Origin of the sequence: Bacteroides cellulosilyticus, from assembly GCF_020091405.1 — a bacterium.
In the GTDB taxonomy this organism is placed as follows: Bacteria; Bacteroidota; Bacteroidia; order Bacteroidales; family Bacteroidaceae; genus Bacteroides.
Genome location: NZ_CP081903.1, coordinates 2,733,613 through 2,747,795, shown reverse-complemented (window position 1 = coordinate 2,747,795; position 14,183 = coordinate 2,733,613). Strand labels below are relative to the sequence as shown.

The following is a 14,183-nucleotide window of genomic DNA, read 5'->3' as shown; positions in this document are numbered from 1 at the left end:
TACAAAACGAAGCTATTTACAGAGTTGCCATTTCATTGTGATTAAAGACTATGGTTCATATCGCATAGCAAAGGTAGCAATTATTTCACTTCAAACTTCCCTTGCAACCTAATATCTTGTGAAGAACTTCCTACCATTACAGCAAACGTACCCGGTTCTACTACGAAGTGATTATCCTTATTCCATAATCCTATCTCTTGCGGGGTGAGTACGAAATCAATCACTTTTTCTTCGCCCGGTTCCAGATGGATACGTTCGAAGCCACGCAATACTTTTACATATGTAGTCACAGAACTCATCTCGTCATGCAGATAAAGCTGAACGACTTCATCTCCCGCAACTTTTCCTGTATTCTTCACTTTACAATTCAGCTTCACACTACCTTGTACACCAATGACCGGATTCTCTATCTTTAAATCACTATAAGCAAAAGTAGTATAGCTCAAACCATATCCGAAAGGATAAAGCGTACCGGTAACACGTACAAAACCTTTTGAATCGGAACCCGGTTTAAAAGGAAAAGCGAAAGGTATCTGCCCTACCGAACGAGGGAAGGTTACCGCCAGTTTACCACCCGGATTGTAATCACCGAAAAGTACCTGTGCCACGGCATCTCCCATAAATTCTCCCGGGAACCAGGCATGTACGATACCCGGAATATAACGTTCAGCCCAATTGATGGTGGCGGCACGTCCGTCTACCAGTAACAGGATTACAGGTTTGCCCGTTGCGTATACAGCTTGTAACAGTTTTTCCTGCCGTCCGCACAGATCCAGATTGGTACGGGAATATTCCTCACGCACCGTCTTCTCATTTCCTCCCAGTACCATGATAGCTACGTCCGATTCCTTTGCCAAGGCTACAGCCTCATCCATCATAGCCTGTTCCTCCTGATCCAATGGCACTTCGTAAAGCTCACTCTCCGGAAAATATTTATCAATAATATCTGTTCCTTTTGCGTAACGCACCTCTGCATCAGGCAAATACTCTTTTATCCCCTGATATACCGTCTTTATCGGAGCATTAGCCGGACCATAACGGCAAATCAGGTTTTGCACTTCATCCGCATTGGGACCAATCACTGCTACTTTCTTCAAATCTTTGGAGAGTGGCAGGATATTATTTTCATTCTTCAATAAAACGATGGATTCTAAAGCCGCTCTCATGGATACCGCCTGATGTTCCTTGCTATGCACCACCTTTTCAGGATGTTTTGCATCTCCTTTATAAGGATTATCAAACAATCCCATCCCAAACTTCACCCGCAACACATCAGCTACACGGCTATCAATCGTCTGCATGGAAACCTTTCCTTCACTAATAGCCTGCCGAAGCGGACGAATGAAGTTCTCGGGCAGAGTAAAATTAGTACGCACATTCAATCCTGCATTTACTACCTGGGCAGCTCCATCTACAGCATCGGCAGCTACGTTATGCTTGGAATAGAGAAACTCCACCGCTTCACTATCAGACACTACATAACCTTTGAAGCCCCATTCATGGCGAAGTATTTCAGTAAGGAAATGATAGCTTCCGGTAATCGGTTCACCATCATAGTCATTATACGAACTCATGACTCCCAATGCTCCGGCTTCGCAGAAAGCCTTGCGGAAAGGTTCGATATAAAGAGTCCGCATCTCGCGCGGTGCTACATGTGGATCGGTACGGGTACCGGCATCACGCCCACCGACAGGGATACTATATACTGCAAAGTGTTTGGGAGTGGCAACCAGTCCTTCTTGCTGAAGTCCTTTAATCATCCGTTTTCCAAGCTCTCCCACCAGAAAAGGATCTTCTCCATAGCATTCTACTACACGTCCCCAACGCGGATCTTGTGCAATATCCAGAATAGGAGAATAAATATTAGTATAACCTAATGCTTTTGCTTCTTCAGCGGTGACCTGAGCTATTTCACTGATCAGTTCCTTATTCCAGGTAGCCCCCTGTCCGCATTGGGCAGGGAACATGGTGGCCCGGTCATGGCAAAGTCCGCGAATACCTTCGTTGGTGAAATCGACAGGTATTCCCAGCCGGGTCTGCTCCACAAACCATCGCTGAATGGTCTGCCGATTTTCTACACTATTCACATAAGGGTATGATAAAGAAGAACCGAAACGTCCCAAGCCATTGGCCTGTTCATCTATATTGGCTATACCGTCCTTCCAGATTTCATCTTTCCACTTCTCAGTGGGGAGAGAATCTTTCAGTACACGGCCGGCCCCGTACAAGGTAGCCATCTGGCAAGTTTTCTCTTCCAGTGTCATCTGCGACAGCAGGTCTTTTACTCTTGCCTCTATCGGTGCCGAAGGATCTTCGTAGATATCCTTTACCCCGTTCTTGTTAAAATCAATCCAGCCTTTCTTATATATATCGGGATTATTACCCGCATACACACCCGCACAAAGCGATACAGCAATACATAAAGTGATTCCTCTTTTCATAGTACTTATTTATTTTTCCATTTCAAAAACAAGCTCACCACCCCGCATCAGATCAAAGTGAGAGAACCTTGGCTCAGTCAATTCTTCGCCATTCAATTTCATGGAGCGAATATACTTATTTTCTACGCTATTATTCTTAGTTCGAATCACAAAATCTTTTCCACCCTCCAGATGAATGGTTACCTTATCGAACATCGGACGGCCAATTTCATAAACCGGACGGCCCGGACAGAACGAATAGAATCCCATAGCACTCAGCGCATACCAGGCAGACATCTGACCCACATCTTCATTACCCGAAAGTCCGTTAGGATCATTGTGATACAGTGTACGAAGAATATGATCTACCAAAGCTTGCGTCTTGCGGGGTGCACCGGCATAATTATAAAGATAAGGTATATGATGGCTCGGTTCGTTGCCATGTGCATATTGCCCGATCATCCCGGTCACATCGGCAGCCGCATTCGGATCACCGGTCAGTTCGGAACTTGTGGTAAACAGCGTATCCAGATGTGCTTCAAATGCCTCTTTGCCGCCCACCAACTCCATTAATCCATCTACGTCCTGTGGTACAAACCATGCCCATTGCCAGGCATTTCCCTCTACATAATTACTGGGACGTTGCACAGAAGAAGGATCAAAAGGAGTAATCCAGCTCCCATCACTCAACTTGCCACGCATCAGCTTCGTTTCCGGATCAAAATAAGCACGGTAGGCTTTAGATAAATTCATGTATTTATCATACATGTCTTTACGGTTATATTCCTTCATCATTTGTGCAATCAGCCAGTCATTATAGGCAAACTCCAGACCTTGTGAAACGGAACCGCCCACTTTATCACAAGGAATATATCCCAATTCGTTTTTATACTTAATTGAAATCGGCATAACCTTTCCGTTCAGTATCTGACGATCCATCATAGGCGTAATGCCGGTAGTGTCATATACCGAAGACCGTATACAGGCTTCCAATGCTTTCTTCACATCAAAATCGCATTGCTTCTTCATCATGGCGTCTGCAATAACAGAAACAGCATGATAACCAATCATCGTTCCGGTCTCATTGGAAGCCAATTCCCACTTAGGCAGAATACCTGACTCATCATATTTGCGAAGCAACGAACGGATAAATGCCTGATTCTGTTCCGGCGTTACAATGGTGTAAAGCGGATGAGCCGCACGGAAAGTATCCCATAGTGAGAACACCGTATAATTGGTATAAGAAGTATCTTGCTTTATCTCATGCCCCATGGTACGATAACGACCGTCTACATCCGATGCCAGACTCGGCTGTATGAATGCATGATACAAAGAAGTATAGAAAACAGTACGATTGTCATTGTCCGAAGTTTCAATATCAATCTTGCCTAAGGCTTCATTCCAGGCAGTATTCGCCTGATGCGCTATTCTTTCAAAATTCCAATCCGGAACTTCCGCTTCCATATTCCGCTTCGCACCTTCTTCATCCACACTCGAAATGCCGACTTTAGCCAACACACGTCCATCCGCAGCAAGATTCCTGAAAGTCATCACAGCTTTTGCTGTATTGACGGTGACAGAGGTACTATCCGGCTGGTATTCGGTTCCTGAATACAACTTATAGTCAAAGGGCTTTGAAAATACAGCATAGAAATACACATAATGGTGTTTAGCCCAGCCTTTCGTATATTTCATTCCGGCTATAGTAGAGTCGTTCACCACACGAATTTGAGTAACAGGGTGCTGATGACCATGAATGGTAGGTTCCATATCCACAATCAGGCGGGCATCACTTGCCTTGGGATAAGTATACCGATGCAATCCGGCACGCAAAGTAGCCGTTAGTTCCACATTGATGGAATCATCCTGCAACAAAACCTGATAATATCCCGGACGGGCACTCTCTTGTTCATGCGAGAAACGGGAACGATAACCTTCGTCCGGATTTTCCGCTGTTCCGGCAATCAATGGTTTCTCTCCTACTACCGGCATAAAAAGTATATCGCCATAATCGCCGATACCGGTTCCGCTAAGGTGGGTATGACTGAACCCCATGATAGAAGTGTCGTCATAATAATAGCCCGAACAGGCATCCCAGCCAAAGAGACGGGTATCCGGACTTAACTGTACCATTCCATGAGGTAAAGTAGCACCGGGAAAAGTATGTCCATGTCCTCCTGTTCCTATAAATACATTTACGCTATCGGTATATTCTTCCGGAAGTTCCTTTTCTGCACAAGAAAACAATCCGATCCCCGTAGCCAGTAACAGCATGCAGAGTTTGTTCTTCATAAAATTATAAGTTTATATTTTATACGATTCTATTAGTGTATAAGATTCCAGTCACCCTCTACCTTCATCGTCTTACCTTTTGTACGGATAATCAACGGATAGCAAGGCTTTACCGCTACATCTCCCGCTCCCGGTCCGTCTTTTACGGTCGGGTTTGCGGGTATTCCCGAGGCTTCCCCCAGCACCACTTCCATTACTTCTCCCTCAGATACATTCAGGCGGACAGTAGCCGACGGAGTCCGACAAACGAATCCCGGTTGATAAGGATAAGAATAAGTATTATGAATCCGTTCATGCACTTCACTGCCCGTGAGTGTTGTTGCCACCGGCTGACCCTCTAAAACAGGTTTTTCATTGAAAAGAATCACATACTCATACAGATGAGAAGAATCGGAAGTACAAGTATATACATCTTGCAACTGAGTTCCTTTCAAATCCAGGCTACGCTTCATATCAACTCCCGGATAAGCAGTAACCGTTTCAGCTTCGGCATATCCGCCGTCAGGACGGGGTGTGAATTTCAACAGCTTGCCCACACTTCTCTTCTGATCTTTTGCATCCACCGTCACCGTATTATGCGACAGACTGCGTTTATACCATTTCAGATAATCAGGAACTCCATAACCGGAAGTTCCAAAGTCGGAAACCAGTTCATTCTTGCCATCATGAATTGTGATGGAAAGTTTGTCAGGATGTCCATGCCCGATGCCCTCGCCACCGAATTTCAGAACCACTGTGCGTGCATCACTGCGCAACAGGCAGAATCCTGATGCGTCAAATGAGTAACTTTGCTGAATCATTTTTTCATCTGATGCATTTATAGTCTGATTGTTCAACAGAGCCTCCGGATCAAGGCGCTTCTTCTGTGCATAGGTCAGTTCCAACACCCGTTTCAGCAGTGGGTCATTATAACAGGCGTCAGCAATCTCGTACAATGCCGACTGAGAAAGCAGATTAGCTCCATACCATCCGTCGCTATGTGCCGGAAAAGACAAATCGGGATAAGTGCCCTTCACCGGTTCCACAAACATGTCGTGCAAGTCCTTATCAAACAGTTTTATCCCCCGGCATTTTACTGCATTAGCCGTGAATAGCAAGGCTTCCAACGGATAATAATGATAATGGGGAGACCCCTCATTTATCCAGCCATCACTATTTTTATGTTTTCCAATCAGATAATGGTAGCCATACTTATCCTTATTGATTGCTACATCGACAATAGAGTCATTTTCCAAAGCAATGCCCAAGGCAGCCAATCCACTATTATGCCACATCTGCCAGTTAGCTCCGGCCGGACGATGCAACAATAAAGTAGCTGCAGGTTGCAGATATCCTTCTTCTATCGCTTTGACCTCCTCTTTCGACAAAACAGGTTTAATAGTCATATAGGCCATTGCCACTTTAGTAGCCCAGTTGGCTTCATCCAGACTCTGAGCAAATGCTTTTCCACTATGTTGATCCGTAGCTTTCCTGCCGGAGTTATGCTCGAACCAACCGGCATACTCACCTGCATAATCCAATAACATGGTACGGATATAATCTGCATATTGTCGTTTTCCGGTGGCCAGATAAAGGTACATACACTGATACATATAATCCCTGTTCAGCATGTGTACTTCATAAATCCACGCCCAGTCATAACGATTGTTTCCAATCCACTCTTTATCGCAAGCCGAGCAATATTGTGCCAAAGGCTTATCCCAACGGAAAGTAAATTGCAGATTATGTACCGGACAGAAGTAATCATGAAAATGTCCGCCTTCTTCTTTAGGTACTTCCAACGGATGCTTACGTCTTTCTTTCACCTTCTGTTCCAAATCGGCTATGATTTTCTTTCCCCACTGTGTTTTTGCCGATGAACGAATAGCGGCAACGTCTTCATCAGAGAAGAAATAAAAACCTTCGTTGCCTTTCTTGGCTATAATTGACCAATCACCGGAATAATAAGCCTGATTCAACAAACGAAGTTTCACCGCATCTCCCTGCCGGACAAACAGATTTTCCAAATCCTTATATAAATAGAATTGCAACCAGTAACCACGGTTATATTTCTCGCGAGTAGTGGAGGCTTGCATCCATTTGGCATACCAAAGAGGCTCTACTCCATATTGGCGTGCCACCTGAATGGCTTGTCCGGCATTCTTCCAGATTCCTTCAGACATCCGTTTACCTAACGCTACATAATCATTATAGGTAAATTTTGAAATATCAATCACCTCACAGGTGTCATCAATACCCAGTTCTTTAAAGTCAATCACGGTCTCCATCTTTGTATCACCATCGAGGTCATATTCAATATGATCGAAGAAACCATTGTTGTCACGGTCACTATAAAGTACAGTAGCAAAGCGCTTCGGGTCGCGGAAGTCCATCCACATACGATCCCATCCCTGAAAATATTCGGCATTCTGGTCGATACGCCAAACTCCAGTTTCCGCCCCATACAAGTGCAGGCGACCGTCAAAACGACTGATATAGAGTTGAGCATTACCCGAATTATCCATATCCCACTCACCACGGTCACCGGCAGCATCACTCTGTTTGTTGTTGTCGATGCCACCTTTATTCCATCCTACTTTAAACGGATCCTTAGGATCATAGAACTCTACACGTTCCCAACGGCTACAATCGTCATCTTCATCATATACAAAGTTTATACGGTTCCATTTGCCACGCTGGAAGATAAGTTCCTGCGCACTGTCATGGTCGGGATAAATCAGTTCCGTCAACTGGCGATAGCGGGGGTCCATAAAGAACTTATCAGCCTCCGGCATTCCACGCAGGTTTTTAATGGAGTGAACCTGATCCATATAATCGAATCCTTCTCCCTGGAAACCAATCGTGAAATCAAAGTCGAATTCATTTCCGGTAGTGTTATCATTATCCAGATCGACTGCCAATGAAACCCAGTCAACTCTACCCTCTACCTGGCGGTTTACGTAGCTATTGGAAGGGGCTTTCGGATCGTGGATTTTAGGAGAGTCCAACATACGAATAGCCATTTCCGTCCTGCCATCTCCATCCGGATCGTAGAATAGGAAAGGATTCTCCCAATTCAGGCGTAAGTCCTTTATGTCATAGGTGGAATTGTGTATCTTCATAAAAGCTGTCCGGCCACTGTAATCCTCATAGAAATCGGACAAACCACTGCGATCCCAGCACTGAAGGGTAAAATTATTCCAGTTGATATAATTGAAGACATTGTCATGATCCAGATCGAGCATAATCATATAATGCCCGTTGGGCCATACCTCTCCCGTACGTTCTTTCGGATACTCTACAACAATCTGCATATCCGCTTTCCCGTCTCCATCCGTATCCACCCAGTCGATAATCAAGTCGCCCTGACCTCCATAAATGCCATCCTTGTTGCGGTCAATCAACAGGCAATCATTCACCATATCACCTTCCAGGTCCCCTTCTTTCATATTGCCGTCATCATCCAGCCACAAGATGGGTATATCGTTGTGGGTGACAGACTTAATAGCATCCGGTTTCCCGTCTCCATTCAGGTCCAGATACTCCGGTTTATAGCCGGGTGGCGGAGGCGGCAAGCGTAAAGGCATCAGTTGGGTACGCAGATTCCAATAACTCTTCTTTGTCTCTTGTGCCCAGCTTTTCCCGGCTACTCCTACCCAAAGTAACAGAACGGCACAAGCTATTTTAAATAAATCGTTTTTGTTTTTCATGATATTTCCTTATTACCAGTTATCTGTTCTGAATGAAGATGCCGGAAGACCAGACATATTATAAAGGCAACCCTTTACATAATCCTTAAAGGCATAGCGCACCGCGACAGGATGTTCCACTTCCGGGCTTGAGACAATAACCGTTTGCGCATCTTTACCAAAACGTGCATGGGCCGGATGAAATACTCTATCCTCACCGGCTACTTCAAAGCCATTCAAGGGTTGCCGATAAGTAGTCAATCCTTTACCCATTTCATCAAACGACAAGATAATCTTGTTGCCCTCCGTCTGCATAGATTTATACAACGGCCCCGTTACCGGAAAGCCCTTCTTACCATAAGTACGCCCCAGGGCCAGATAAGCAAACCGATTGCCCACCGTTTCTTTCTCCATAGGGTGTATAGTGCGGTCATCGCCAACATCCGTCAGCACAATCATACCCGAAGAAGGAATAAGATGAAGGCATTTCACTTGCGCTTCACGCAGGTAAGCCGAATTCTTGCCTTTCCCCTCTCCTTTATTATAATTGAACGGAGCAATCTGGGCATAGTAGAAGGGGAATTCCCCTATTCCCCATTGTTTGCGCCAGTCGCTCACCAATGAGGGAAACAACTGCGTATATAAATCAGGTGCATCCACATTTGCTTCCCCCTGATACCATAAACATCCCCGAATGCCATATCCAACCACAGGACTCAACATCCCATTATAGAGAATAGAAGCATTATGCACATCCGACAAGTCTTTGTAAGGCGCTACACCTTCTTTACTCATCCAGGCTTCCACCCGTGAACCTCCATAACTGGCATGGATAATGCCCACGGGAATACCCAATACCTGATTTAGTTTACGTGCAAAAAAGTATCCCGCAGCCGAAAACTCGGGAACTGTCTCCGATGAGGCTTCCTGCCACTCACCTTTACAATCAGTCAACGGTTCGGAGGTCATTTTGCTTCCTACTGTAAACATACGTATTCCGGAATTTCCTGAAGTCACAATCGCATCCAACGAACCCATCACCGGATCGCTATAACGACCGCCTACACGCATATCCATATTAGACTGACCGGAACAGAGCCAGACCTCACCAATCAATACATCATTAATTCGTACCGTCTCGCCGTCACTCACCTCAATATGGTAGGGACCACCATATACCGGTGTTTCCACTTTTACTTTCCAGCTACCCGATTCATTAGTCGTTACTGTATATTTTTTGTTATTCCACGAAGTCTTTACAGTAACCTTTTGCTGTTCCCTGTCACTGTTTCCCCAAATGGCAACTGAACTTTGTTGCTGTAATACCATCCCATCCGAGAAAAAGGACGGTAATGTTATTCGTGCCTGTACCCCGCCCGCCCAAAGCAAGAAAGATACAAACAGGACTATTATAAAGCAGGATCGTTTCATAAGTTATTCTCTTACGGGCATCTTAAACGTCAATGGAGTCTCTTTCCTGAGCATGCGGGCAGCCTCACCTGTCAACCACAGATAATGGTCGGAAGGCTGTCCGTCCATATCAATAAACTTTGCCACATCACTAACCGGATGGTCTCCCGTACATTTAAAGATGGCGGTCCCCTCGTCCACTTCATCAAACATGGCCACATAAATCATCTCGGCGCCCGCCAACATTGCAGTAGAAAGCTGCTGCCAATAAAAACGTCCTCCCTGACGGGGAATACTGCCAACAGGCTTCACGTCGTCCGGAAATTCCAGTTTGCTAAGATTGTGCCAACTGAATCCGGGAGTTACGGCAGGAACATAATCTACGCCATTCTCCTTACACCAGCGAATATCTTCAATCACCAAGTCACGGAAGCGGTCCATGTCGTTATGCAACAAAGGAGAAAAACGCTGAACAGTCCATGGCAGAACTATATCCGCTTTCTTAATCACTGTATGCAGATAGGGATCATTGATACAATCAGCCTCCAGATTACGCCAAAAAGTAGGAACACCCAACATTACCGTGCAACCACCATAAACAGGGTCATTCTGCAAGAAGTCAATCAAACGGTCTAAACCGATGTTCCTGATATTATAAGGACGGTCGGGAAAACCGACTCCCCATATAGCTACCACGGGCTTTCCATTATGATGCAGATAAGTCTTTTTCCCCGCCTGATTCGTTACCTTCTGATTATCTACCAGTCTTTTCCAGTCTTCCATAATCAAGGAGCAGTCTTCACCTGAGCTTTTCAACCCGGATAAATCATACATGACAGCTATGGCGCGGTCATACTTTGAAGCAGCTTCCAAGGCATTCGCTAAAATACGGTTCGGTACCGAGTTTTGTTGGTTTCCACGGGTATAGCTAAAGAAACGTTGCACAAATACCCCATCTACGCCATACTCCTTCATCCATTTGAAGTGCAGGTCGACAGTAGACTTGTCCGCTGAGCTGAATACACGTGCCTTTTTTCCATCGGCATGCCGGAAAGACGTCTCATAGGTCTTTTCATATTCACTCACATCGGGCCATGCATCAATAGTGCAATGTTTCTCATCAAATAGCTTTCCGGCCCCATAATGGCCATAGCCTTGATTGGTTCCATCCTGCGGGCCGCGAAACCAACCTTGGTATCCTGCCATAATCAATCCTTTGTAACTTGGATAAGAAGTTTCCTGAGAGTGTTTGGGACCGGCATAAGCCAACATACTCATACCAAGTATACCCAATGTAACGAATAACTTATTCCTCATAATGTATTATCTTTATATCTGTTATTAAAAACTTGCTACCTATTCCACCTTATAATCTTTGCTGCAAAAGTAAAATCTACAGATTAAGCTTTCAGCTATATTGCGCTTACCTGAGAATTAATTTTCAATTAAAATGAAACATTAATCGCCTTTTTATCAATCTGTAGGACCATCCATCAGCAAATCATGCTCCTTTCTCTTCACATTTTGATTTTGAAGATTGGTTCTATCCACATCAATGGCCATTACCCTAAACAAGTTTTTCCAGAAGGTACTTGTTTCTTTTGTCCATAAATGATAGTCGATCACTGAAAGAGCCAGATTCACATTTCCCAAAGGATAAGTAACCAGAGCTACTCCTTCCGGTTTATTCAAGGTTTCGTATAAAACAACCTGTGCACATTTCCAATGCTCGGCCACATTATTGAACAAGTTCCAGTCGGTACGTGAAGCACTGAATATAGCTTCTCCTTTTTCTATCAGATTTCCCGTTAAACCATGTTTCAGGATATAGCGGTCACCATCCATCTCACTGAAATACAAGTCCGGGAGCTCAAAATGACTTCCCCAGGATGTGTTTTTATTTACTTCTAAGGCAGAAGCCCGGCGGTCGGTCAGTTTCACATCTTCCGGCAACCAGTCGCAAAAAGCCCCACTCAGTCCATTGCCGGAGCTAAGGGCAAGTAACATTCCTCCTTTCTTCTGCCACTTCTTCAAAACAGCCTGAACCTTTTGCAGGTCTTCCGCAGTGACTGTTTCGGCATCCATAATCCATAAATTGGCCTTTTGAGGCTTGTCGGTCAAGGTGATTCCTGCTTTGGTGATAAAGTCGGCTAATTCAAGTTGAGGTGTACCCACCAGATAGGCAACTCTATACACCGGTTGAGGCAGTTCAGGTTTTACCGAATGCTTCACTTCTTTATAAGGTGCCCATGCTTCTCCTTTCAATGCCGCTTTCAAAGCATTGAACATAGGCAACGCCTTGTATAAAGGAAGCTGAGGGTCTAAACCCGGATTGAAAGTCGTGACGTAAGGTGGTATGCGTTCATACTGATAGCCCGGTTTTCCCTCTTCATAAGGTTTCCCGGCAAAAATGCCATCGGTAAGGTTCGGTAAGCGATTGAAATCATGATAACCTAAATTCATATGTTCCAATCCGAACCAGCAAACTTCCGATGGAGAATAATATGACAGATAAGGGAGCGCCATTTGTCTGGCATTCTGATAAACATCTATTGCCAATGCTTCACTACGGCCTTCATAAGACAGAAAAGCTTTTTCACCTACAAAAGGATATAATTGAATAGGGCGCCCGTAATAAGTAGCCCCCGACTCACCCACAACAAGAGGTTTATCCAGGTTGCGTGGCAAGTCTTCCAACTTGAGTCCATGCGCAAAATGCTTACTCCATACCGGCAGGCGTCCCTCCATGTCACGGTCGCCATCCAGTGTAATAAAGTCACGGGTAGGGTCAGACTTCCTGGCACTCAATGTCAAATCTACCAGTTTGTCATCCCAGACAGCAGCCACTTCTTTCTCCGGTTTATTCAATAAAGCAATGGCAAAAGTTTCATTTCCTGCACTCCATCCTATCACAGAAGGATGGTTACGATCACGAAGAATCAATCTCTCCAGATGTTCGTGCGAACGCTGCCAGGTTAAATCTTCTTCAAAGTTCAACCGGATAGAGCTGCCGAACAAAGCTGTTTCATCCAGCACCATCAATCCCATTTCATCAGCCAGGTCATAGTACACTCGCGGCCAGGGTTGTGCATGCGGGCGGACTGCATTTCCACCAAAATCTTTTATCATCTGATACCACGCATATGCAAAACGCCGAGAGCAGATGTAAGCGCTAAACGGATGCTGAATATCTCCGAAGCATTGTATCTTCTTACCGTTCAGTTGAAATTCATCGCCGACTATCTTGAACTGCCGCCAGCCAAAACGGGTGGCTTTACAATCATAGGTCTGCTTCTTATCCTCTACATTCAGTAGTAAGGTGTATAAATCGGGAGTATCAGGAGTCCAATATTTCAATGCATCATTCACCTGATGGCGAATTGTAACCGTTTGACTCTCTCCTGCCCGAAGGGTTATTGATTCGGCAGGTATCGTAAGGGCAGTTTCTCCCAGACTCCAACTGATTTCAGGAGCAGTCAATACATCTTTACCGGCATGGTTGATCCATTCCTTCACGACTCCACCTAAAGTTATCTTTTTGTTCTTTGAAGTAAGGTTAGTCATTGCTACTTCCAGCACCAGCTCATTCTTGTCGACCCAAGGCTGCACAAACACATCTGTGATTCTCACCTCCGGCACTCCAAGCAGGTACACATCTTGCCAGATACCAATCAGATCATCCGTATTGGACCCCGTAGGATAAGTGGCCCCCATCTTCTTATATACAGGATGCGACTTATCAAACAATTTGGTGTGGCGAACACCTACCAACAATTCATTCTCTGCATCACGGTTAATATAGTCGGAAATATCCATGTCGAAAGGAAGATGAGAATCAAAGTTATGGCCCGCTTCCCTACCATTAACTAAAACAATGCAATCTCCGGCAACGGCTTCAAAATGAAGTAAAACACGTTTCTGTGCCCATTCTTCCGGAATACGGAAGTTCTTCCGCAACCATCCCATGCGGGTATGCTTCCAATGGTCCGGATAACTTGGAAAATAAACAGAACCCGGAGCATACGGATTTTGTGTGCCATCACCTACATTGCTGCCTCTCCCCCAATCGTTCACGTTGATGGCAGAAGGTATTTTTATCTTTACCTTTTCCCATTTGCCCGGTTGTGGTGCTGACAGTTCAGGGGCAATTCCCGAGCCGCTTTTCCAGGAAGAAGGAACAGGAATACATTGCAGTTCCCAAAGTCCGTTCAGGCAGACTTCATCACGAAAAGGTTTCTCTTGCGCAGTGACCAGTCCCTCAGCCGGTGAAAAATCACGTGGAAATACTACTGTCTGAGATTTAAGACCGGTTATCCCCCAAAAAGAGAGAACAATTCCCAACAAACAGTACTTAAAAAAAATACTATTATTCATAACTGTTATGTTTTTAAAA

At 44.9% G+C, this 14,183-nt stretch carries 6 protein-coding genes; all 6 read right to left on the bottom strand.

The window, feature by feature from the left end; genetic code table 11:
• Positions 1-80: 80 nt before the first annotated feature.
• On the bottom strand, positions 81-2,441 hold the full coding sequence (locus K6V21_RS09740; RefSeq protein ID WP_224321636.1) for a glycoside hydrolase family 3 N-terminal domain-containing protein: 2,361 nt from the start codon (positions 2,439-2,441) through the stop codon (positions 81-83).
• A 9-nt stretch (positions 2,442-2,450) separates the two neighbouring features.
• Positions 2,451-4,712, bottom strand: a complete 2,262-nt coding sequence (locus K6V21_RS09735; protein ID WP_224321635.1) for a GH92 family glycosyl hydrolase — start codon at positions 4,710-4,712, stop codon at positions 2,451-2,453.
• Positions 4,713-4,744: 32 nt separating this feature from the next.
• Entirely contained in the window at positions 4,745-8,401 is a 3,657-nt protein-coding gene (locus K6V21_RS09730; protein WP_224321634.1) for a heparinase II/III family protein, read from the bottom strand.
• A 12-nt stretch (positions 8,402-8,413) separates the two neighbouring features.
• On the bottom strand, positions 8,414-9,811 hold the full coding sequence (locus K6V21_RS09725; protein WP_224321633.1) for a sialate O-acetylesterase: 1,398 nt from the start codon (positions 9,809-9,811) through the stop codon (positions 8,414-8,416).
• Between the two features lie 3 nt (positions 9,812-9,814).
• Positions 9,815-11,107, bottom strand: coding sequence for a glycoside hydrolase family 71/99-like protein (locus K6V21_RS09720; protein ID WP_224321632.1), 1,293 nt, complete (start codon positions 11,105-11,107; stop codon positions 9,815-9,817).
• Between the two features lie 156 nt (positions 11,108-11,263).
• Complete coding sequence (locus tag K6V21_RS09715; RefSeq protein WP_224321631.1) at positions 11,264-14,164, bottom strand: glycoside hydrolase family 2 protein; 2,901 nt, start codon at positions 14,162-14,164, stop codon at positions 11,264-11,266.
• Between the last annotated feature and the right edge of the window lie 19 nt (positions 14,165-14,183).

Bases quoted from the DNA above. Each gene is read 5' to 3' on its own strand.
- K6V21_RS09740 (WP_224321636.1), bottom strand. From the start codon at position 2,441: ATGAAAAGAGGAATCACTTTATGTATTGCTGTATCGCTTTGTGCGGGT.
- K6V21_RS09715 (WP_224321631.1), bottom strand. From the start codon at position 14,164: ATGAATAATAGTATTTTTTTTAAGTACTGTTTGTTGGGAATTGTTCTC.
- K6V21_RS09725 (WP_224321633.1), bottom strand. From the start codon at position 9,811: ATGAAACGATCCTGCTTTATAATAGTCCTGTTTGTATCTTTCTTGCTT.
- K6V21_RS09735 (WP_224321635.1), bottom strand. From the start codon at position 4,712: ATGAAGAACAAACTCTGCATGCTGTTACTGGCTACGGGGATCGGATTG.
- K6V21_RS09720 (WP_224321632.1), bottom strand. From the start codon at position 11,107: ATGAGGAATAAGTTATTCGTTACATTGGGTATACTTGGTATGAGTATG.
- K6V21_RS09730 (WP_224321634.1), bottom strand. From the start codon at position 8,401: ATGAAAAACAAAAACGATTTATTTAAAATAGCTTGTGCCGTTCTGTTA.